Below are 22,196 nucleotides of genomic sequence, written 5' to 3'. Positions count from 1 at the left end.
GGCGGGTGGGGGGGGTCCGGGGCCCCGGGCCCCGGCCCCCCCCCGCGGGGGGGGGGGGGGGGGGGGGGGGGGGGGGGGGGGGGGGGGGGGGGGGGGGGGCGGGGGGGGGGGGGGGGTGTTGGCCTGGACTGCATGATTTAGGCGCCCTGCCCCGTACGTTCGACAGTTGTGGCTTCCTTTAGCGCCACAAATCACGCTCTACGTCCAGGCCAACACCCCACCCCGCCCCCGTCCCCGCCCCTGCCGTCCGCAGCCACCGACCCCGGGTCTTTCAGCCGTCCGGCGTTTGAGGACCGGGGTCCGGGGCGGAGCCCCAGGGGGTCCGGGCGCAGCCCGGGGCCCCCTTCAGCCTGTCCGGCGTTTGAGGACCGGGGTCCGGGCTGGCCCGGGGAACGGTGGAAGGGTGGGTAGGGGACTTCGCCCCGCAGGGCCGCCCACCCCCGGCTACGGCCGGGCCGTGGCGACGGCTCGTAGGGCCGCCAGGACGTGGGCCACGGCAGGGGCCGATTCCGAGCCGCGGCGCACGGCGGCGATGACGTGCCGGGTGGGGCGGTCGTGGGTCAGGACCCGGACGGCGACGCCCGCGGCGCGGCTCGCCACCATGCGGGGGACCAGGGCCACGCCCATGCCCGCCTCGACCATGGCGAGGATCGCGGTCCAGCCGGAGGCCGAGTGGGCCTGTTCCGGGACGAAGCCCGCCGCCTCGCAGGCGTTGCGGGTGATCTCCGACCAGGGCCCGGAGCCGCCGTAGATCCACGGGTCCCCGGACAGGTCCGCGAGCCGCAGCTGCTCGGCTCCGGCCAGCGGATGGTCCGGCGGCAGGGCCACGTCGAGGGGGTCCTCCAGCAGCGTCCGGCGGGTGAAGCGGGGATCGCGGGCCGTCGGGGCATGGGCCGCGAGGGAGAGCGCGAGGTCGACGACCCCGGCGGACAGCAGCTCGTAGGACTCGGCGGCCTCGGTTTCCCGTACGCGGACCTCCACGCCGGGGTGCGAGCGCCTCAGCGCGGCGACCGCCGGGACCACGAGGACGGGTACGGCGGTGGAGAAGGCCCCGATCCGGACCTCCCCCGCCTCCCCCGCGAGGTACCCGGTCAGCTCCGCGTCGGCCCGCTCCAGCTGCGCGAACACCGCCTCCGCGTGCCGCAGTACGAGGTGCGCGGCGTCGGTGAGCCGGACCCGGCGGCCCTGGGCCTCCAGCAGCGGGACCCCCAGCGCCTTCGCCAGGTTGGTCAGCTGCTGCGAAACGGCCGAGGGCGTCATGTGCAGCGCCTCGGCCGTCGCGGTCACGGTCCCCTGTTCGGCGAGGGTCCGCAGGATCCGCAGCTTCTTGATGTCCCACTCGATCATGGGACCGAACCTACCGCCGGGCACCCAGACCCACGCCGCCCAGGATCAGCGCCATGCAGAGGAGCTGCGTCGGGCCGGTCGTCTCGCCGAGGAGCAGCAGGCCGAGGCCCGCGACGCAGACCGGCTGGAGGTAGTAGACGACTCCTGCGCGGGCGGCGCCGATGATCGAGACGGCCTTGTTCCAGGCGAAGAAGGCGACGGCGGAGGAGAAGACGCCGACGTACAGGAGCATTCCGGCGGTGGAGGGGGTGACGTGGAAGCCGCCCTGGATCTTGAGGGACACGGCGTAGGCCGGGGCGAGCATCAGGGCGCCGAGGACGAAGGTGGTGAGCAGGAAAGCCAGGCCGCCCAGTTCGGCGGGCTTGCGCTTGAGGAGCGCGCTGTACGTGGCGAAGGACAGGGCGGCGCCGAACATCCACAGGTCGCCGGCGGCGAAGTCGAAGCGGATCGAGCCCTTGCCGACCAGGAGGAGCACGCCGAGGGCGGCGAGGGCCAGGCCGAAGGTGCGCCGGGCGCCCAGCCTTTCGCCGCCGAGCCGGGCGTACAGGGCCATGATGACCGGCGAGGCGGCCATGATCATGCCCATGTTGGAGGCGGAGGTGGTCAGTCCGGCCTGGTGGACGACGGTGTTGTAGAGGGTGACGCCGAAGAGGGTGGCCAGGGCGATGTAGCCGAAGTGCTTGCGGATCAGGGCCCGCTGCTGCCAGGCCTGCCGGGCGGCGAAGGGGGCGACGGCCACGGTGGCGATCACCCAGCGCCAGAAGACGGCCTGGACGGGCGGGATGCTGTCGGCCATGCCGCGGGTGGCGACGAAGCTGCCGGACCAGACGACCGTCGCGAGCAGGGCGAGGAGGATGCCGAGACCGGCGGCCCCCTTCTTCGCCTTGCCGGGCAGTGCTTCCTGCGGGACGGTGCGGACGGGGTCCATGACGGCCACGGTGTGTCTCCCCCTCGGGGTTCGGAGTGTCGGTTCGTCGGTCTACCGTCGCACCGCGGCACCCGTCAGGTCCATCGAAACATTTCGATCGGTTTCTTCAGCAGAACTGAACGGTGCGGTCTTGGGCCGCACGGAGCCCGCCGCGAGCTGCCCCGCGACGGTCGCACCGAAGGCGATCACCATGCCGAGCACCTGCACCGGCGACAGCGACTGCCCCAGGGCGGCCCATCCGATGACGGCGGCGGTGAGGGGCGAGAGCGGGCCGAGGAGGGTGACCGAGGTGGCGGTGAGCTGTCCGATGCCGCGGAACCAGAGCCAGTACGCGATGCCGGTGTTGATCAGCATCATGTAGCCGTAGCCGAGGAAGGCCTTGCCGTCGAGCGCCGGCGGGGCCCCTTCCACGAGAGCGGCGACCGGGATGATGATCAGGCCGCCCGCGGTGAGCTGCCAGCCGGTCATGGCGAGCGGGCCGACCCCCTCCGGGCGACCCCACCGCTTGGTCATGACGATGCCCGCGCCCATCGAGAGGGAGGAGACCACGCCGGCCACCAGCCCGACCGGGTCGAGCTCCGCCTGCGCGGTCAGCACCACCATGCCGACGCCGAAGGCCCCCACGACGGCGGCGAGCACGGTCCGCAGCCGGGCCCGCTCGCCCAGGAGGAGGGCGGCGAGCCCCACGACGAACAGCGGCCCCAGGGAGCCCAGGACGGCCGCGACCCCGCCGGGCAGGCGGTAGGCGGAGAGGAACAGGAGCGGGAAGAACGCGCCGATGTTGAGCCCGCCGAGGACGGCCGCCTTCCACCACCACTGACCCGTGGGCAGCTTCCGCGCCAGGGCGGTGAGCAGCAGCCCGGCGGGCAGGGCCCGCATCACCCCGGTGAACAGCGGCCGGTCGGGGGGCAGCATCTCGGAGGCCACGAAGTAGGTGGAACCCCAGGAGACGGGGGCGAGGGCGGTCAGGACGATGGTGGTGGCACGCTTCACGGGTGCTCCTCCGGCAGGACGAGTGGCTCGGGCAGGTTCCGCGAGTGGGTAGCTCACTTGGAAGTAGCTTAGCACTAAGCTACTTTCCTGCAAGCAACTTTCTTGCCAACGAATCAGCGGAAGCCGGATACTGCGCCTATGACCGACAAGGACCCCGTCGACGCGATCGCGGACCAGTGGTTCGCGGTGCGACCCGATCTGGACACCACGCCCATGGCCGTCTTCGGCCGGATCTACCGGATCTCCAAAGCCATGGGCGACGCCATGGAAAAGGCCTACGCGCGCTACGGAATCTCGCGCGGCGAGTTCGACGTCGTGGCCACGCTGCGCCGGAGCGGAGCCCCGTACACCCTCTCGCCCCGCCAGCTCTCGGCCACGCTGATGCTCACCACGGGCGGGATGACGGGACGGCTGGACAAGCTGGAGAAGGCCGGGCTGCTGCGCCGCAGCCCCGATCCGGACGACCGGCGCGGACTGCGGGTGACCATCACCGACCGGGGCCTCGCGCTCATCGACGAGGCGGTCGCGGCGGGTCTGGAGGTGCAGCGCGAGGCGCTCACCGGGCTGGACGAGGCGGAGATCGCGGCGCTCACCGGCCTGCTGCGCAAGGTGATGGCGGGGGCGCCGTAGGGGGACGGGCCGCGCGTCCGGGCCGCCGGTCCGGGCCCGGGTACGACGAGGCGCCGGGTGTCCTCAGGGACTCCCGGCGCCTTCGATCGGTCTTCGGTGGGCTCTCGCCCGGTTTCAGTTCTGCGTCTTGCGCGACTTGTCGCCGACCATCACCAGACCGGCGATGATCAGGAAAATCACGATCGGCGTGGCCACGTAGAGGCCGAGCGTCTCGGCGACGCTCAGGCCCGGACCCGGGTCGTCACCGTCGTCACGGGTGACCGCGAGGGCGGGAGACGTCATCAGCAGCATCATCAGCGTCGTTCCGGCCGTGACGGCGCCGGCGCGCAGAGCGTTCTTCTTGTCCACGGTGCAAACGTAGCGAACACCTAAACACCGCGCGCGCCCGGGGGTGCCGTACGGGTTTCCACCGCCCCCCGGACCGCCCCCAGCAGGGCGTTCGCCCGCGGTGAGGCGGTCAGTGCCTCCAGGGTCAGCGGCCGGCCCTCCGCGTCGGCGACCGGGAGCCGCCAGTTGGGGTACTGGTCCCAGGTGCCGGGCAGGTTCTGCGGCCGCCGGTCCCCCACCGCGTCGGGCAGCCAGACCCCGACCAGCCGGGCCGGGGTGCGCAGCAGGAACCCGTACAGGGCCCGTACGGCGGCTTCCTCGCCCTTGGTGTCGAGCCCCAGGTCCTCCAGTACGTCGAGCCAGCGCGCGGTGTCGGCCGCGTCCTCGGCGCGCTCCTGCTCGGCCGGGCGGGTCAGCAGGCCCAGCCGGTCGCGCAGTTCCACGTGGGAGCCGGCCAGCTTGGCGGCCGTGGGCGGCAGATCGTGCGTGGTCACGGTGGCCAGGCAGTCGGCCCGCCAGCGCTCGGGCTCCAGCGGCTCGCCGTCGCCGCCCCAGTCCCGCTCGAACCACAGCACCGAGGTGCCCAGCACCCCGCGCCGGGCCAGCGCCTGACGGACCCCCGGCTGCACGGTGCCGAGGTCCTCGCCGATGACCAGGGCCCCGGCCCGGTGCGCCTCCAGGACCAGCAGGGCGAGCATCGCCTCCCCGTCGTACGCCACGTACGCGCCTTCGGCGGGCGGGGTCCCTTCCGGGATCCACCAGAGCCGGAACAGTCCCATGACGTGGTCGATGCGCAGGGCGCCCGCGTACCGGAACACCCCCCGCAGCAGGGCCCGGAAGGGCGCGTACCCGGTGGACGCCAGCCGGTCGGGCCGCCAGGGGGGCAGCCCCCAGTCCTGGCCGCGCGCGTTGAAGGCGTCCGGCGGGGCGCCGACGGAGACGGCCCGGGCGTAGTGGGGGGCTCCGGTGGCGTCCGAGCCCTCCGGGTGCACCCCGACGGCCAGGTCGTGGACGATGCCCACCGCCATCCCGGCCTCCTTGGCGGCCCGCTGGGCGGCGGCGAGCTGGGCGTCCGTCAGCCAGACCAGCCAGCGGTGGAAGTCGGCCCCGGACTGCGGGTCCTCCCCGGCGTGCCCCGCGCACCAGGCGGCGTGCAGGTCGAGCTCCGCGCCCTGCTCGGTACGGAACCGCCGGTAGGCAGCCTCCCGTTCGGGGGTCCGCGGGACGGCGTACAGCAGTTCCAGGGCGGCCCGCTTGAGGGCCCAGACGGCGTCGCGGTCGATCAGCGCCCCCTTCTCCAGCACCTCGCGCCGCAACTGCGCTCCCCGGTCGGCCAGTTCCGCGAGGGCGGCCCGGTCAGGGCAGTCGGCGTACTCGGGGACGTCCTCGATCCTCAGGTGCACCGGGTCGGGGAAGCGCCGCGAGGACGGCCGGTACGGGGAGGGGTCGGTCGGGGTGCCGGGCACGGCCGCGTGCAGCGGGTTGACCTGGACGAACCCGGCTCCGTGGACCCGGCCCGCCCAGCGCGCGAGCTCCGCCAGATCGCCCAGGTCGCCCATGCCCCAGGACCGCTCCGAGAGCACCGAGTAGAGCTGGACGAGCAGCCCGTGGGTGCGTTCGGGAGCCGCCGGGGCCCGGTCGGGGGCCACGATCAGGGTGGCGGTGGCGGTGCGGCCGTCGGGGGCCTCGGCGCGGATCAGGTGCACGCCGAGCGGCGGCTCCGCCGCACCGGCCGGGTTCCAGGGCACCGCACGGCCCGGCGCCTGCGGGGGCCCGCCCTCCTCCTCCGCCTCCAGCAGCGTCCGGGTGCCCGGCGGCAGGGCGGCCAGCTCCACGGGCGGCCGGGAGCCGGCCCACCACACCAGCACGCGCGGCAACAGCCTCTGCGCCGCGTCGTGTTCGGCCGCGGCCAGGTCCGCCCGTACGGACTCCGGGGTGTCCGTGTCCACCCCGAGCTGCCGCAGGACGGCGGCGACGGTGGCCTCCGGGACCCGGAGGGTGACGTCCTCGGCGGGCTGGTAGGTGGTGGCGACTCCGTACAGGGCCGCGAGCCGGGCGAGGTCGTCCATCAGGTTCCTTGTCGTCTAGTCACCCGCGGCTGCCGCCGCGGCATGGGTGGTCGGCTCGCTGGTCAGCGGGGCCTCGCAGGCGAGCGGGGGCTCACTGGTCAACGGCGCGTGCGCGGCGTCGGCGAGCGACGGCTCGCTGGTGAGGGGCCGTTCGTCGGGTCCGGCCTGGGCCGGCAGGTGGGCGAGCGGCGGACGCCGTTTCGGGACGGACTCGGGGGATATGGCGGTGGTGGCGTTCTTCGTCTTCGCAGCCTTGGTGTTCACCGGCAGGCACTCCTTCGTGCGTGAGGATCGGTCAGGACCCGTGGATGGCTCCCACTGTGTCGGTCCGCGCGTCGTCCGCGCACCACCGACAGCGGAAATTCTCCTGTGCGGGACGTGAATCCGTACAGACGTGCCTGTGTGCGCGCCGCGCACGGGAGGTGTTGCGGGGCTCCGTGCCGATCTCCGTGCGTCGGGACCACCGGCCCTGGCGTGCGGGAACGTCGGGAAGAACCTCCGGTGCGCGGCCCGGAGAACATTCCAGCCATACCCAGTCGGCCGCCCCGCATTCCTGGCCGATCCAGGTCAGATCACCCGCCGGCGTTGACACCCCGGCCGTACGGATGGTGGGCTCTGGCTCGTTCGTACGAGCGGGGGACGACTCGGGACGGGGTGGCTCCGTGCAGACCTGGGGCAGCAAGCGGGCCACGGCAACGGCCGCGGCGGTCGCCGTCATCGGCGCCCTGCTGGGCGGTTCCGCGGTGGTGGGTCCCCCCAGCGCCTTCGCCTCGCCGAGCGCACCGGACGCACCCGGCGCACCGGACGCACCCGCGGCCCCCGCACTGCCCGCGGCACTGCCCGCGGCCCTGCCCGCGGCGCTGCGCGATCCGGCGCCCGCTCCGGTACCCGCCCCCGTGCTCGACCCCGGCTCCGATCCGGGGCGCGCCGCCGCCGAGGGGCCCGCGGTGTGGCCCCGGCCCCAGTCCATGGCCTCCGACCCGGCGCGCGCGGTGCCGCTGGGCGCCGAGGCCGTCCTGGTGCTGCCCGCGGGCGTGGACCCGTACGCCGCCCAGGTGGTCCGCGACGCCCTGCGCGAGGCGGGCGTGCGCACCCTGCACGAGCGGGCCGACGGGGAGCCGCTGCCCGACGCGGTGCCCGTCGTACGGCTCCAGGGGCGCGATGCCGGGGACACGGAACGGGCGCTGCGGGCCCTGGGCGCGGCCCCGGCCGGCGACCTGCCGGCCGGCGGCTACCGGCTGGCGGTGGGCCGCGCCGAGGGGCGGGACACGGTCGCCCTGGCCGGCGCCGGGGACGACGGGCTGTTCCACGCGGCGCAGACCCTGCGCCAGCTGCTGGCCCAGGGCGGCGGGAAGGTGCCCGGGGTCCTCGTACGGGACTGGCCGTCCGCGCCGGTGCGCGGGATCACGGAGGGGTTCTACGGGACTCCGTGGACGGCCGCCGAGCGGCTCGCGCAGGTGGATTTCATGGGCCGCACCAAGCTGAACCGGCTGCTGCTGGCGCCCGGTGACGATCCGTACCGGACCACGGAATGGCGCCGCGACTACCCGGCGCCGCGGGCGGCGGAGCTGCGGGAACTGGCCGACCGGGCGCGCACCCAACACGTGGTGCTGGCCTGGGCGGTGGCGCCCGGGCAGTCGATGTGCCTGGCCTCCTCGGCCGACCGGGCGGCGCTCGCCCGCAAACTGGACGCCATGTGGGACCTCGGGTTCCGGGCGTTCCAGGTGCAGTTCCAGGACGTCAGCTACACCGAGTGGGGCTGCCGCGCCGACCGGGAGCGCTACGGCAAGGGCCCGGCGGCGGCCGCCAAGGCGCACGCGGAGGTGGCGGGCGAGCTGGCCGCGCACCTGGCCCGGCGCTACCCGGGCGCGCCCGCGCTGTCGCTGCTGCCGACGGAGTACTACCAGGAGGGCGCGACCCCCTACCGGACCGCGCTGGCCGGGGCCCTGGACGACCGGGTGGAGGTGGCCTGGACGGGCGTCGGCGTGATCCCGCGCACGATCACCGGGCAGGAGATGAACGGAGCCCGCTCCGCGCTCGGCCGGCACCCCCTGGTCACCATGGACAACTACCCGGTCAACGACTGGGACCCGGGCCGGATCTTCCTCGGCCCCTACGCGGGACGCGACGCGGTGGTCGCGGGCGGTTCCGCGGCCGTGCTGGCCAACGCGATGCCCCAGGGCACGCTGTCGCGCATCCCGCTGTTCACCGCGGCGGACTTCACGTGGAACCCGCGCGGCTACCGGGCCGCCGACTCCTGGGCGGCGGCCGTGTCCTCGCTCGCCGGACCCGACCCCAAGGCCCGGGAGGCGCTGGCCGCGCTGGCCGGGAACAACGCCTCCTCCGGCCTCGCCCAGCCCGAGTCCGCCTACCTGGTCCCCCTGACCGAGGAGTTCTGGCGGGCCCGCAGCTCCGGCGACCCGGCGGCGGGCGACCGGCTGCGCGCCGCCTTCCGCGTGCTGCGCGAGGCCCCCGACCGGCTGCCCGCGCTCGCGCAGGAGGCGGGGCCCTGGCTGTCGCGGCTCGCGCGCTACGGGGCGGCCGGCGAGCTGGCCCTCGACGTCCTCCAGGCGCAGGCCCGCGGGGACGGGGCGGCGGCCTGGCAGGCCTCGCAGGCCTTCACCGCCGCCCGGACGGCCCTGTCCGGGACGGAGGCCGCCCGCGTCGACAAGGCGGTGCTGGACCCCTTCCTGGCGCGGGCCGCGGCCGAGGCCGACGCGTGGACCGGCGCGGCCCGGGAGCCGGGCACGGTGACCGTCCAGGCCGACGCCTGGACGGTCCAGCTGCCGGACGTCCGGCCCGTATCGGTGGTGACCGTGATGACCGACCCGCTGCCGGCGGGCAGCCGGGGCGCCGTGGTCGAGGCGCACGTGCCCGGCGAGGGCTGGCGCAAGGTCGCGGAGGCGGCGGCCTCGGGCTGGACCCAGGCCGACCTGGGCGGCCTGCGGGCCGACGCGGTCCGGCTCGTCTGGTCGGGCCCGGCCCCGGCGGTGCACGGCGTGGTCCCGTGGACCGCGGACGGCCCGGAGGCCCGCTTCGAGCTGGCGGAGACCGTGGACGCGGAGATCGGCGGGGCCCCGCAGCGGATCGCGGCGCAGCTGTCCGCGCTGCGTCCCGGCGAGGTCCGCGGACCCCTGTCCGCGACCCCGCCGCCGGGGATCTCCGTACGCCTGCCGGAGACGGCCGCGGCCGCGCGCGGGACGACGGCGACCGTCCCGGTCGAGGTCACGGTGGCCGCGGGCACGGCGCCGGGCACCTACGAGATCCCGGTCGCCTTCGGCTCCGAGACGCACGTGCTGAAGGTCCGCGCCCATCCGCGCACGGCCGGCCCGAACCTGCTGCGGGCGGCCGTGGCCTCGTCCTCGGCCGACGAGACCCCGGCGTTCCCCGCGTCGGGGGCCCTGGACGATTCCGCTTCCACCCGCTGGTCCTCGCCCGCGGTGGACGGGGCGTGGTGGCAGGCGGAGCTGGCCGCTCCGGCCCGGATCGGGCTGCTGCGTCTGCACTGGCAGGAGGCCTATCCGTCCCGGTTCCGGGTGGAGACCTCGGCGGACGGGGTCGTCTGGCAGCCGTCCGCGACGGTCGCCTCCCGCGGCGGGGTGGACTCCGTCCACCTGGACCCGGCGGCCGCACCGGCCCGCTTCGTCCGGGTCACCTGCGAGACCCGGGCCACCCGCTACGGCTGCAGCCTGCTCGGAGCCGAGGCCTTCGCGATGGCCCCGTAGGGGGGCCGGGCAACCCTGCGGGGCTGTCCCCTACCCACCCTTCCGCCGTTCCCCGGGCTCCGCCCGGACCCGTTCCCTGGGGCCAGCCCCCAGACCCCACTCCTCAAACGCCGGAGGGGCTCGTTTCTGCCCAGGTCGGCCCGCACGTGAACGCCGGAGGACCGGCACATCCAGCCCCTCCGGCGTTTGAGGAGCGGGGTCTGGGGCGGAGCCCCAGGGAACGGGCGAAGGGCGGGTAGGGGAAATCGCCCCGCGCAGCGGCACGCCCGCAGCCGGGGCCCCGGCTGCGGGGGCTACGAAGCGACCGCCGCGGCAGCGATCGGTACCCCGATGCGATCCAGCGCATCCTCCGCCCCGTACGGCTCGAGGTACGGCATCCAGCACGGATCCCGGTGCCCCGTCCCGATGATCCGCCAGGCCAGCCCGGACGGCGGAGCCGGCTGGTGCCGCAGCCGCCAGCCGAGGTCGACGAGGTGCCGGTCGGCCTTGACGTGGTTGCAGCGGCGGCACGCGGCGACGACGTTGTCCCAGACGTGCTGCCCGCCCCGGCTGCGCGGGATGACGTGGTCGACACTGGTGGCGACGGCCCCGCAGTACATGCAGCGACCGCCGTCCCGGGCGAACAGCGCGCGGCGGGTGAGTGGAACGGGCCCCCGGTAGGGGACCCGCACGAAGCGCTTGAGCCGAACCACGCTGGGCGCGGGGACGGCCCGTGTCGCGCTGTGCAGAAAGGCGCCGGATTCCTCCAGGGAGACGGCTTTGTTCTCCAGGACGAGGACGAGCGCGCGACGGAGCGGTACGACGCCGAGGGGCTCGTACGACGCGTTGAGGACCAGGACGTGCGGCACGGACTGCCTCCTATAACGCCGGCGGCGCGTGGCTCGCGCCGGGACGATCTGCCTTCCAGTCTCCCCTTACGGCTGGTCGAAGCGCCACCACGCACTCGTAACGGGTCCGAGGTGTTTTCGACCACACCCGCTTCATCCCCGCGTGAGTCTGGTCTCTCCCTCGAACACGGCAACAAGTCAGGCCGTGTGCCCCGTTAGGGTGGATGGTCTGCCCGCGGCACCCCTTCCACGGGCAGGACGCCATATCTGGAGGTTCCCGCCGTGCCCAGGCCTGCCGCCCTGCTCCCTCTCGCAGCCGACAACCCGGACGCGTCCCAAACGATCAGAGATACGCACGAGAGCGTCACGAACGCGGCCAGTTTCATCGAGGAGAACTGGGCCGGATGGCTTTACCTGGGCCTGCGCATCCTCCTCATCCTGGTCATCGCCTTCGCCCTGCGTTCGGTGGTCCGCAAGTCGCTGACCAAGCTGATCACCCGGATGAACCGCGGCGCCGACGCCGTCGAGGGCACGGCCCTGAGCGGGCTGCTGGTCAATGCCGAGCGGCGCCGCCAGCGGTCCGAGGCCATCGGTTCGGTCCTGCGCTCGGTGGCCTCGTTCCTGATCCTCGGCACGGCGGCCCTGATGGTGCTGGGCGCCCTCGACATCAATCTGGGGCCGCTGCTGGCAAGCGCCGGTGTGGCCGGTGTCGCGATCGGTTTCGGCGCCCGGAACCTGGTCACGGACTTCCTCTCCGGCGTGTTCATGATCCTCGAGGACCAGTACGGCGTCGGCGACAAGATCGATGCCGGGGTGGCCTCGGGCGAGGTCGTCGAGGTGGGGCTGCGCGTCACCAAGCTGCGCGGCGACAGCGGTGAGATCTGGTACGTCCGCAACGGCGAGATCAAGCGGATCGGCAACCTCAGCCAGGGCTGGGCCACGGCGAGCATCGCGGTGCAGGTCAAGCCCACCGAATCGCTCTCCCGCATCCGCGAGGTGATCAAGGACATCGCCGACACCCTGGCCAAGGAGTCCCCGTGGGACGAGCGGCTGTGGGGTCCGGTGGACGTGCTGGGCCTGGACGAGGTGCTGCTGGCCTCGATGTCGGTCTCGGTGTCGGCGAAGACCATGCCGGGCCAGCAGTTCGCCGTGGAGCGCGAGCTGCGCTGGCGCATAAAGGACGCCTTCGACGCCGCGGGCATCGGAATCGTCGGCGGCCTGGCGGCGCCCGCGGAGGACGAGGCCCCGGCCGACCCCTCGGCCGCCGTCGCCCCGCCGTCGGCGCTGGCGAACCCGACGTCCCCGCAGTCCCTGGCCACCGCGGAGATCCCGCACCCGGCCGCGGGCGGCCCGGCCTCCGGTGCGCGCATCACGAAGTAGCACCCGCCCCGCACGAAGCCGTACTCACGCGCCACTGCCCCCGTAGGTCCGACCTGCGGGGGCAGTGGTGTACGCGGGTGTTCGCGCCGCCATTGACACGAGCGACCCACGAATAGGAAACTTACCTAACAGTTCACCTCGGTGAGAGAGAAGCCACCCCATGCCCGCCACCCCCGGTACGCCCAGCCTGTTGCGCGCCCTGAACGACCGGGCCGCGCTCGAGCTCCTGCTGACGCACGGTCCCCTGTCCCGGACCCGGATCGGGCACCTCACCGGACTCTCGAAGCCCACCGCCTCCCAGCTGCTGGCCCGCCTGGAGGCCGCCGGGCTCGTGGTCGCCACCGGCACCGCCACCGGCCGCCCCGGCCCCAACGCGCAGCTCTACGCCGTCAACGCGCGGGCCGCCTACGTCGCCGGGCTCGACGTCACCCCGGGCCGGATCCTCGCCTCCGTAGCCGACCTGGCCGGCGAGGTCATCGGCAGCCACGAGCTCCCGCACGCGGAGGGCACCGGGCCGGTCGAGCAGGTCACCCGCGCCCTCGGCGAGGCCGTCAAGGACGCCGGACTGCACCTCGCCGACATCCACCGGGTGGTCATCGCGACCCCCGGCTCCTTCGACCCGCGCACCGGGGTGCTCCGCTACGCCGACCACCTGGCGGGCTGGCAGTCCCCCACGCTCCTCGACGAGCTCGCCGCGGCGCTGCCGATGCCGGTCGAGTACGAGAACGACGTGAATCTCGCCGCCGTCGCCGAACAACGCCTCGGCGCCGCCCGCGGCCACGAGGACTTCGTCCTGCTGTGGAACGAGGAGGGCCTCGGGGCCGCCCTCGTGCTCGGCGGCCGGCTGCACCGCGGCTGGACCGGCGGCGCCGGGGAGATCGGCTTCCTGCCGGTCGCCGGGCACCCGCTGGTCCGCCAGGTCACCCGGGTCAACTCCGGCGGCTACCAGGAACTGGCCGGCGTACAGGTGCTGCCCGCCATGGCGGCCCGGCTCGGCGTCGACGCCCCGCCGGCCGCCGCGGCCGGAGCCGGCTCGGTGCACGGCGCCGTGCACGGGGCCGAGTCCGGGGCCGTGGTCGAAGCGGCGGCCGCGCTGCTGGCCCAGGCCGCCGCCGCGCCCGAGGGGCCCCATCTGGACCTCCTGCGGGAGTACGCCACCGCCCTCGCCACCGGGCTCGCCTCGCTGGTCGCCGTACTGGACCCGGAGATCGTGATCCTCTCCGGCGCTCTGACCATCGCGGGCGGGGAGCCCCTGCGCAAACTCCTCGAAGCCGAGCTCGCCGACCTCGCCCCGTCCCGGCCCCTGCTGGTGACCGGCGAGGTACGGGAACGGCCCGTCCTGCGCGGGGCGCTGGAGAGCGCCCTGGCCGCCACCCGCGACGAGGTCTTCGACACCTCCCGCCGCTGAACCGCACCCACCGAGCCACCCCCGCACCGCCCCCGCACACCGCCCCACACCCGCACCACCCGCCCCACCCGCACCACAAAGCACCGCGTCCACCCGCACGAGCCCCCGGCGCACGCAGCCCCGTACCGCACATGCCCGTACCGCACACGCCCGCACCGCCTCCCCCGCGTGAGCCCACCCCGCACCACGGCTCCTCCCCTCCCCCTCCAGGAAGTCCCCCCGCGCAGAGAGTGACTCCGCCATGCCCGGAATCCGCCGCCTGACCCTCGCCGCGACCTCCCTCGCCGCGATATCCGTACTCGCCACCGCGTGTACGGGCTCCGCCTCCAACACGGCCGCCGACGACCCGAACAAGGACGTCACCCTCAACTTCTGGCACGGCTGGTCCGCCCCCAGCGAGATCAAGGCCATCGAGGACAACATCGCCCGGTTCCAGAAGGCGCACCCGAACATCAAGGTCAACGTCACGGGCAACATGACGGACGACAAGATCAACCAGGCCCTGCGCGCCGGCGGCGACAAGGCCCCCGACGTGGTCTCCTCCTTCACCACCGACAGCGTCGGCAAGTTCTGCAACTCCGGCGCCTTCGCCGACCTGAACCCCTTCCTGAAGAAGTCCGGGGTCGACAAGGAGAAGGTCTTCCCCAAGACCCTCCTGGAGTACACCCAGTTCAACGGCAACCAGTGCACGCTGCCGCTGCTGAACGACGCGTACGGCCTCGTCTACAACAAGACCGCCTTCGCGGCCGCCGGGATCACCGAACCGCCCAAGACCTGGAGCCAGTTCGTCGCCGACGCGCAGAAGCTGACGATCGCCAAGGGCGATTCGTACCAGCAGCTCGGCATCATGCCCACCTACCACGGCTACGAGACCGCCCCCCAGCGGCTGGCCGCGCTGTGGAGCCCGGCGTACTTCACCGCCGACGGCAAGTCCAACCTGGCCAAGGACCCCGGCTTCGCCCAGATGCTGACCGCGCAGAAGGACCTGGTGTCCAAGCTCGGCGGGTACGAGAAGCTGGAGAAGTTCCGCACCACCTTCGGCGACGAGTGGAGCGCCGAGCACCCCTTCCACCTGGGCCTGGTGGCCATGCAGATCGACGGCGAGTGGCGGGCCAGCATGGCGAAGGAAGCCGGGGTGAAGTTCGAGATCGGCACCGCGCCGATGCCCGTCCCCGACGACCGGATCGCCGAGTACGGCAAGGGCTACCTCGCCGGCACGATCATGGGCATCTCCTCCGGCAGCAAGAAGCAGAACGCCGCCTGGGAGCTGACGAAGTACATGACGACCGACACCGAGGCGGTCGTGGAGTTCGCCAACGCCATCCACAACGTCCCCTCCACGCTGGCCGCCCTGGACTCCCCCAAGCTCCAGGTGACCCCGGAGTTCAAGACGTTCATCGACATCGCCAAGCACCCGAAGTCGACCACCACCCCGGCGCAGGCGGACGGCGGCACCTACCAGCTGACCTTCACCGACTTCGCGTACTCGGTGGAGAAGGGCGAGGTCACGGACATCGCGGCCGGTCTCGCCAAGACCGACCAGCAGGTCGACACGGACATCGCGAAGGCCAAGTAGCCCGATGGCCGGCACCCTCTCCCCCGCGCTGCGCACCAAGCGCCGCAGGGCCGCACTGCGCACGGCGGCCTTCATGTCGCCCTGGCTGATCGGGTTCGGCGTCTTCTTCGCCTACCCGCTCGTCTCCACCGTCTACTTCTCCTTCACCAAGTACGACGGCTTCCGCCCGCCCGTCTTCAACGGGCTGGACAACTGGACCTACGTCTTCTCCGACCTGCCGATGTTCTGGCCGGCCATGCGCAACACCCTGTGGCTGGTCGTGGTCATGGTCGCCTGCCGGGTCGTCTTCGGGCTCGGCATCGGACTGCTCATCACCAAGATCAAGCTGGGCACGGGCGTCTTCCGCACCCTGTTCTACCTGCCCTACCTGGCCCCTCCGGTGGCGGCGACCCTCGCCTTCGTCTTCCTGCTCAACCCGGGCACCGGACCGGTGAACACCCTGCTGGACGCGGTCGGACTGCCCACGCCCGGCTGGTTCAACGACCCCGCCTGGTCCAAGCCGGCGCTGACCGCGCTCGCGGTGTGGGGGGTCGGCGACCTGATGGTCATCTTCATGGCCGCGCTGCTCGACGTACCGCGCGAACAGTACGAGGCGGCCGAGCTGGACGGGGCCGGGGCGGCGGCGCGCTTCCGCCACATCACCCTGCCGAACATCTCGCCGATCATCCTCTTCGCGGTGGTCACCGGGGTCATCCAGTCGATGCAGTTCTACACGCAGCCCCTGGTGGCGGGGAGGGTGGCGTCCGGCGTGATGGGCGGCTCGGGCCAGCAGTTCGAGCCCGGGTACCCCGGCAAGTCCACCCTGACCCTGCCCCAGGTCATCTACAACGTCGGCTTCCAGCGCTTCGACTACGGCGCGGCCTGCGTGGTCGCCCTGGTGCTGTTCGCCCTCTCCATGGCCTTCACCGCGCTGCTCATGCGGCGGCGCGGCGGCCTGATCGAGGCAGGTGACTGAGGAATGAGCCAGACCCTCACCCGCGGCGCGCCGCGGACCCCGCGTCCCGCCGCCCCCGGTACGCCGGACTCGGCGCGGGCCGTACGCACCGCACGACGCCGGGCCGCCCTGCACTGGGTGGCCGTGCACTCCCTCGGCGTCGCGGCGGCGCTGTTCTTCGTCCTGCCCTTCGTGTTCCTCTTCCTGACCTCGCTGATGAGCGACCAGCAGGCGCTGACCCGCGACCTGTGGCCGCACAGCTGGGAGTGGGGCAACTACGCGAAGGTGTGGGACACCCCGGGCTTCCTGACCTGGTGGCGCAACACCCTGCTGTACGCGGGCGTCGGCACCCTGCTGACCGTGGTCTCCTCGGTGCCCGTCGCCTACGCGCTCGCCAAGTTCCGCTTCCGCGGCCGGCGGCTGTCGCTGCTGCTCGTGATCGCCATGATGATGCTGCCGCCCCAGGTGGTCGTCATCCCGATGTACCTCTTCTGGGCCAAGCAGCTGGACCTCTCCGGCACCCTGTGGCCGCTGATCATCCCGATGGCCTTCGGCGACGCCTTCTCCATCTTCCTGCTGCGCCAGTTCCTGCTGACCATCCCCGACGAGTACCTGGACGCGGCGAAGGTCGACGGCTGCGGCGAACTGCGCACCCTGCTGCGGGTGGTCCTGCCGATGGCGAAGCCCGGCATCGCGGCGGTCGCGCTGTTCCAGTTCTTCGCCGCCTGGAACGACTACTTCGGCCCGCAGATCTACGCCTCCGACAACCCGGCCGCCTGGACCCTCAGTTACGGACTGGAGTCCTTCAAGGGCGCGCACCACACCAACTGGAACCTGACCATGGCGGCAACCGTGCTGGTCATGGCCCCGGTGATCGTCCTCTTCTTCTTCGCCCAGAAGGCGTTCGTCGAGGGCGTCACCCTGACCGGAGTGAAAGGCTAGTGACCATGAAACTCGCAGTGGTGGGCGGCGGTTCCACCTATACCCCCGAGCTGATCGACGGGTTCGCCCGGCTGCGCGACACCTTGCCCATCAGCGAGCTGGTGCTGATCGATCCGGCCGCCGAGCGGCTGGAGCTGATCGGCGGGCTGGCCCGGCGGATCTTCGCCAAGCAGGGGCACCCGGGGCTGATCACCACCACCTCCGACCTCGACGCGGGGGTCGCGGACGCGGACGCCGTCCTGCTCCAGCTGCGCATCGGCGGGCAGGCCGCCCGGCTCCAGGACGAGACCTGGCCGCTGGAATGCGGCTGCGTGGGCCAGGAGACCACCGGCGCCGGCGGGCTCGCCAAGGCGCTGCGCACGGTCCCGGTGGTCCTCGACATCGCCGAGCGGGTCCGGCGCTCCAACCCGGACGCGTGGATCATCGACTTCACCAACCCGGTCGGGATCGTCACCCGCGCCCTGCTGCAGGCCGGGCACAAGGCGGTCGGGCTGTGCAACGTGGCCATCGGCTTCCAGCGCAAGTTCGCCGCGCTGCTGGACCTGACGCCGGCCGACATCCACCTCGACCACGTGGGCCTCAACCACCTCACCTGGGAGCTGGGGGTGCGCAAGGGCGGCCCGGAGGGCGAGAACCTGCTGCCGCAGCTCCTCGCCCGGCACGGCGAGGCCATCGCCGCGGACCTGCACCTGCCGCGCGCCGTGCTGGACCGGCTCGGCGTGGTCCCCTCGTACTACCTGCGCTACTTCTACGCGCACGACGAGGTGGTCCGCGAGCTCGGCACCAAGCCCTCGCGCGCCGCCGAGGTCGCCGCGATGGAGAAGGAACTGCTCGGCCTGTACGGGGATCCCGCGCTCGACGAGAAGCCGGAACTGCTCGCCAAGCGGGGCGGCGCCTTCTACTCGGAGGCGGCGGTCGACCTGGCCGCGGCCCTGCTGGGCGACGGCGGGAGCGCCGTTCAGGTGGTGAACACGCTGAACGGCGGGACCCTGCCGTTCCTGCCGGACGACGCGGTCATCGAGGTGCAGGCGCGGGTGGACCGCACCGGGCCGTCCCCGCTGGCCGTACCGCGGCTGGACCCGCTGTACGCGGGGCTGATCTCCCACGTCACGGCGTACGAGGACCTCGCGCTGGACGCCGCGCTGCGGGGCGGCCGCGAGCGGGTCTTCAAGGCGCTGCTGGCACACCCGCTGGTGGGCCAGTTCGACCTCGCCGAGGGGCTGACGGACCGGCTCCTCGCGCACAACAAGGAGCACCTGGCATGGGCGTGAGCCGGCCCGTTCCCCCGCCGGCGGCCGCGGCGGTCCTCGCCATCGACGCCGGCAACAGCAAGACGGACGTGGCGCTGATCGGCGCGGACGGCCGCGTCCTCGGCACCGGACGCGCGGGCGGCTTCCAGCCCCCGCGCGTCGGGGTCGAGGCGGCGGTGGACGTCCTCGCGCAGGCCGTGGCCGAGGCGGCCGCGGCCGCCGGGCTGCCGGCGCCCGTACCCGGAGCCCCGTACGCCGTCCGGGTTTCGGCCTGTCTGGCCAACGCGGACCTCCCGGTGGAGGAGGCCCTGCTCGCGCAGGCCATCGACGCGCGGGGCTGGGGCACGGCCACCGAGGTCCGCAACGACACCTTCGCGATCCTGCGGGCCGGACTCGGCGAGGACGCCGGGGGGCCGCGCGGGGTCGCGGTGGTGTGCGGGGCGGGCATCAACTGCGTGGGCATGCTGCCCGACGGCCGCACCGCCCGGTTCCCGGCGCTCGGGCAGATCTCCGGGGACTGGGGCGGCGGCGGCGGGCTGGCCGCCGAGGCCATGTGGTGGGCGGCGCGCGCCGAGGACGGGCGCGGCGGTCCGACCGAGCTCGCGACGGCCCTGCCGGGGCATTTCGCACGGGAGTCCATGTACGCGCTGATCGAGGCGCTGCACCTGGGCCTCGTCGAGCCGGTACGGATGCACGAGCTGGTGCCGGTGCTGTTCGCGGTGGCCGCGGCCGGTGACCCGGTCGCCGCGGCCCTCATCGAGCGGCAGGCCGAGGAGGTCGTGGCCCTGGCCTCGGTGGCGCTGGAGCGGCTCGGACTGCTGGCCGAGGAGGCGCCCGTCCTGCTGGGCGGCAGCGTCCTGGCCGCCCGGCACCCGCAGCTCAACGGCCGGGTGGAGGCCCTGCTGGCCGAACGGGCCCCGTACGCGCGGGTTTCGGTGGTGACGGCCCCGCCGGTGCTGGGCGCCGGGCTGCTGGGCCTGGACGCCCTCGGGGCGGGGCCCGGGGCCCACGAGAAGCTGCGTGCCCATTTCGGATGAACCCCGCCCGCACCGGAACCATCGCGGCCTCCGGGGCGTACTGACGGTGAAGGGGTGGAGCGGACGGGGGGACCGGCCGGGGCAGGACCGGGGACGGATCGGGGCGGATCGTGCCTGATCCCGGACCGGGTGCTGTGGAGGACCGCCACTAAGGCCATACTGCTGCGAAGCACGAAGGACCGAGGGGGAGGTCAGGGTGGCCATCACATCACGCGCGCCCGCGCCCGGCGGCGTCCAGGCGCCCTCCGGGCCGCCGGCGCCGCCGCCCGACGCGCTGCCCGGGCGGGGCACCGCCTGGGCGGAGGGCGTGGAGCGGCTGCGTGCGGCCGCCACCACCGAGCCCGGCCGGCTGCGGATCATCGGGGCGGCCCTGGCCGCACTGGTGCTGCTGTTCGGCGCGGTGGCGGTCTGGGAGATCTCCGGCCGGGTCACCGCGGCCGACGACGTCGTGGGCCGCAGCCAGCCGCTGAGCGCGGACGCGGCGAGCATCTACCGGTCCCTCGCGGACGCCGACACGGCCTCCTCCAGCGGTTTCCTCGCGGGCGGCCAAGAGCCCCGCGAGGTCCGCAGCCGGTACGAGAAGGACATAGCCAACGCCTCCCGGCTGCTGGTGAACGCGGCCGCCAGCACCACGGCCGGCGAGGACTCCCGCAAGCAGATCAGCCTGCTGAGCGAGCAGCTCCCCCGCTACACCGGCCTGATCGAGCAGGCCCGGGCCACGAACAAGCAGGGCCTGCCGCTCGGCGGCGCCTATCTCCGGTACGCGAACGAGCAGATGAGCACCCAGCTGCTGCCCGCCGCGCAGCGCCTCTACGAGGCGGAGACCGGCCGGCTCTACACGGACTACGACGAGGCCCGGGCGCTGCCCCTGGCCTCGTTCGGGGCCGGTCTGCTGGCGCTCGCCGCCCTGCTCTGGGCCCAGCGGCGCAACTACCGCCGTACGAACCGCGTCTTCAACCACGGGCTCGTCGCGGCGACCGCCGCCTCGCTGGTGCTGCTGCTGTGGCTGGCCGCGGGGCACACGGTCGCCCGGTCGGGGCTGAGCGAGGCCCGCACGGACGGGCAGGAGTCCCTCGAGGTGCTCAACGACGCGCGGATCGCCTCGCTCCAGGCACGGGCCAACGAGAACCTCACGCTGGTGTCGCGAGGCGCCGTACTGGCCGAGGACAAGAAGTCCGACAAGTACGACGTGGACTACTCGAACGACATGAAGGACCTGGACGCGGGCCTGGCGACGGCGGCGAAGCTGGCCGACGACGCGGCCGGCCGGGATCCGGTGGCCCGCGCCGCGGAGGGCGTGCGGCAGTGGAAGGGCCTGCACGCGGCGGCCCGGCAGACGGACCTGACGGGCGACTACCAGGGCGCCGTCGGGCAGGTCATCGGCGACAAGGACCACCCGAAGCCCACGGGCGGCGCCTTCGACACGGTGGACGCCTCGCTGGAGGAGGCCGTGGTCCACGAGCAGCGCGAGTTCACCCGGGCGGCACGGGACGGGCTCGGGGCGCTCGACGGTTTGGTGACAGGTACGGCGGCCCTGGCGGTCGTCGGCGCGGTGGGCGCCCTGCTCGGCATCGGGCGCAGGCTTTCGGAGTACAGGTGAGAGCGATGCCGGGACGGTTGAAGCGCGCGGGCAAGGGCTCCGGGGAGCACGTGGTGCCCGCAGGGCACGTGGTGCCCGCAGGGCACGTGGTGCCCGCAGGGCACGTGGTGCCCGCAGGGCACGCGGCCTGCGGGGACACCCCGGAGCAGGCCGGCGAGGTCCAGGACGTACGGGGCCTGCGGCGGCTGACGGGCCGGCTGCGCGGCTGGGGCGGGGTCGGTGCGATGGCCGCGGCCTGCGCGCTGACGGCGGCGGCCGTGCTGCTGCCGCTGGCCCAGGCGGCGCCGGGCGGCCCGGGCGCCTCCTCGCTGGTGCGCGAGCCGGCCAGGATGGCCGTCGCTCCGCTGGCACCCGCGGACACCTGTGAGAACCCGGAGGCGAGCCTGCGCCCCAACGGGCTGGACGGCCCGGCCATCCAGCGGATCCGCGCCGCGGGGCACCTCGTCGCGGGCGTGGACCAGAACAGCTTCAAATGGGGTTACCGCAATCCGGCCGGGGAGCTCGACGGCTTCGACATCGCGCTGGTCAAGGCCATAGCGAAGGACATATTCGGCGAGGACGGCAAGGTCATCTACCGGGCCATCCCCACCAGTCAGCGCATCCCCGCGCTCAAGGACGGCACCGTGGACATCGTCGTGCGCACGATGACCGTCAACTGCAAGCGGCTGGAGGACGTCGCCTTCTCGACGGCGTACTTCGAGGCCGGGCAGCAGGTGCTGGCCCCCAAGGGTTCGGCGATCACCGGCTACGACGCCTCGCTGAAGGACCGCCGCATCTGCACGGCGGCCGGCTCCACGGCGGAGGCGGCGCTCGCCGCCCAGTCCTACGGCGCCGTCCCGGTCAGCGTGCCCAACCAGCTCGACTGCCTGGTCCGGCTGCAGCTGGGCGAGGTCGACGGCATCATCACCGACAACGCCCTAGCCGCCGGCCAGGCCGCCCAGGACCCGTCGGTCAGGCTGGTCGGCTCCCCGTTCACCAAGGAGTTCTACGGGGTGGCCATGAACAAGGACGCCGGTGACCTGGTGCGCCGGGTCAACAAGGTGCTGGAGGACTACCGCGCGGGCGGTGGCGAGAGCCCCTGGATGAAGGCCTACAGGGAGCACCTGGAGCCCGTGCTGCCCGGCGTGGGCGGCCCGCCCGTCCCCAAGTACCGGGACTGAGGCCGGTGTCGGATTCTGAGCCCGATGTCACAAGACCGGAGGCGGGATCGGTGGAGGCACATC

General features: G+C 73.6%; 18 protein-coding genes. 11 read left to right on the top strand and 7 right to left on the bottom strand.

From position 1 onward, the window contains the following. Window positions 1–444: 444 nt before the first annotated feature. Genes ACIA8F_RS17910 through ACIA8F_RS17900 form a run of 3 tightly spaced genes read right to left on the bottom strand, consistent with a single transcriptional unit; the run spans window position 445 to window position 3,268 of the window. On the bottom strand, window positions 445–1,347 hold the full coding sequence (locus ACIA8F_RS17910) for a LysR family transcriptional regulator (protein ID WP_399379773.1): 903 nt from the start codon (window positions 1,345–1,347) through the stop codon (window positions 445–447). A 10-nt stretch (window positions 1,348–1,357) separates the two neighbouring features. Beyond that, the gene (locus ACIA8F_RS17905) at window positions 1,358–2,275 is read right to left on the bottom strand and encodes a DMT family transporter (protein ID WP_399379787.1); all 918 of its coding nucleotides are present in this window, start codon (window positions 2,273–2,275) and stop codon (window positions 1,358–1,360) included. A 51-nt stretch (window positions 2,276–2,326) separates the two neighbouring features. Then, the gene (locus ACIA8F_RS17900) at window positions 2,327–3,268 is read right to left on the bottom strand and encodes an EamA family transporter (RefSeq protein ID WP_399379771.1); all 942 of its coding nucleotides are present in this window, start codon (window positions 3,266–3,268) and stop codon (window positions 2,327–2,329) included. 138 nt (window positions 3,269–3,406) lie between these two features. On the opposite strand from ACIA8F_RS17900, the gene ACIA8F_RS17895 reads away from it, so the two are divergent. Then, entirely contained in the window at window positions 3,407–3,898 is a 492-nt protein-coding gene (locus ACIA8F_RS17895) for a MarR family winged helix-turn-helix transcriptional regulator (protein WP_399379769.1), read from the top strand. Between the two features lie 114 nt (window positions 3,899–4,012). Here ACIA8F_RS17895 and ACIA8F_RS17890 read toward each other — a convergent pair whose 3' ends face one another. Genes ACIA8F_RS17890 through ACIA8F_RS17880 form a run of 3 tightly spaced genes read right to left on the bottom strand, consistent with a single transcriptional unit; the run spans window position 4,013 to window position 6,516 of the window. Further along, window positions 4,013–4,246, bottom strand: a complete 234-nt coding sequence (locus ACIA8F_RS17890) for a hypothetical protein (RefSeq protein WP_399379767.1) — start codon at window positions 4,244–4,246, stop codon at window positions 4,013–4,015. Between the two features lie 20 nt (window positions 4,247–4,266). Then, the gene (locus ACIA8F_RS17885; RefSeq protein ID WP_399379766.1) at window positions 4,267–6,294 is read right to left on the bottom strand and encodes a 4-alpha-glucanotransferase; all 2,028 of its coding nucleotides are present in this window, start codon (window positions 6,292–6,294) and stop codon (window positions 4,267–4,269) included. 15 nt (window positions 6,295–6,309) lie between these two features. Continuing rightward, a complete protein-coding gene (locus ACIA8F_RS17880; RefSeq protein ID WP_399379786.1) occupies window positions 6,310–6,516 on the bottom strand; it encodes a hypothetical protein in 207 nt (68 codons plus the stop codon). Window positions 6,517–6,956: 440 nt separating this feature from the next. On the opposite strand from ACIA8F_RS17880, the gene ACIA8F_RS17875 reads away from it, so the two are divergent. Then, complete coding sequence (locus ACIA8F_RS17875; RefSeq protein ID WP_399379764.1) at window positions 6,957–10,019, top strand: beta-N-acetylglucosaminidase domain-containing protein; 3,063 nt, start codon at window positions 6,957–6,959, stop codon at window positions 10,017–10,019. A 293-nt stretch (window positions 10,020–10,312) separates the two neighbouring features. Here ACIA8F_RS17875 and ACIA8F_RS17870 read toward each other — a convergent pair whose 3' ends face one another. Beyond that, a complete protein-coding gene (locus ACIA8F_RS17870; RefSeq protein ID WP_399379762.1) occupies window positions 10,313–10,867 on the bottom strand; it encodes an HNH endonuclease in 555 nt (184 codons plus the stop codon). Between the two features lie 261 nt (window positions 10,868–11,128). Between ACIA8F_RS17870 and ACIA8F_RS17865 the strand changes: the two genes are divergently transcribed. The 9 genes from ACIA8F_RS17865 (at window position 11,129) to ACIA8F_RS17825 (ending at window position 22,133) form a co-directional block, all read left to right on the top strand. Further along, window positions 11,129–12,226 carry a mechanosensitive ion channel family protein gene (locus tag ACIA8F_RS17865; protein WP_399379760.1) on the top strand — a complete coding sequence of 366 codons (1,098 nt, stop codon included), beginning with the start codon at window positions 11,129–11,131 and terminating at the stop codon, window positions 12,224–12,226. Window positions 12,227–12,386: 160 nt separating this feature from the next. Next, on the top strand, window positions 12,387–13,634 hold the full coding sequence (locus ACIA8F_RS17860) for an ROK family transcriptional regulator (protein WP_399379759.1): 1,248 nt from the start codon (window positions 12,387–12,389) through the stop codon (window positions 13,632–13,634). 241 nt (window positions 13,635–13,875) lie between these two features. After that, window positions 13,876–15,210 (top strand): ABC transporter substrate-binding protein, encoded by a 1,335-nt coding sequence (locus ACIA8F_RS17855; RefSeq protein ID WP_399379757.1) that lies wholly within the window; start codon window positions 13,876–13,878, stop codon window positions 15,208–15,210. A 4-nt stretch (window positions 15,211–15,214) separates the two neighbouring features. Beyond that, on the top strand, window positions 15,215–16,165 hold the full coding sequence (locus ACIA8F_RS17850) for a carbohydrate ABC transporter permease (RefSeq protein ID WP_399379755.1): 951 nt from the start codon (window positions 15,215–15,217) through the stop codon (window positions 16,163–16,165). A 3-nt stretch (window positions 16,166–16,168) separates the two neighbouring features. Next, a complete protein-coding gene (locus ACIA8F_RS17845; protein ID WP_399379753.1) occupies window positions 16,169–17,086 on the top strand; it encodes a carbohydrate ABC transporter permease in 918 nt (305 codons plus the stop codon). Window positions 17,087–17,091: 5 nt separating this feature from the next. Next, complete coding sequence (locus tag ACIA8F_RS17840; RefSeq protein WP_399379751.1) at window positions 17,092–18,357, top strand: 6-phospho-beta-glucosidase; 1,266 nt, start codon at window positions 17,092–17,094, stop codon at window positions 18,355–18,357. Then, window positions 18,348–19,373, top strand: a complete 1,026-nt coding sequence (locus tag ACIA8F_RS17835) for an N-acetylglucosamine kinase (protein ID WP_399379749.1) — start codon at window positions 18,348–18,350, stop codon at window positions 19,371–19,373. The genes ACIA8F_RS17840 and ACIA8F_RS17835 overlap by 10 nt, the downstream gene beginning before the upstream one ends. 196 nt (window positions 19,374–19,569) lie before the next feature. After that, a complete protein-coding gene (locus ACIA8F_RS17830) occupies window positions 19,570–20,973 on the top strand; it encodes a hypothetical protein (protein WP_399379747.1) in 1,404 nt (467 codons plus the stop codon). A 224-nt stretch (window positions 20,974–21,197) separates the two neighbouring features. Further along, window positions 21,198–22,133, top strand: coding sequence for a glutamate ABC transporter substrate-binding protein (locus ACIA8F_RS17825; RefSeq protein ID WP_399379784.1), 936 nt, complete (start codon window positions 21,198–21,200; stop codon window positions 22,131–22,133). Window positions 22,134–22,196: the final 63 nt, after the last annotated feature.

Origin of the sequence: Streptomyces sp. NPDC051563, assembly GCF_044454225.1 — a bacterium.
Taxonomy (GTDB): Bacteria; Actinomycetota; Actinomycetes; order Streptomycetales; family Streptomycetaceae; genus Streptomyces.
This window is presented reverse-complemented; position numbering and strand designations above follow the sequence as displayed.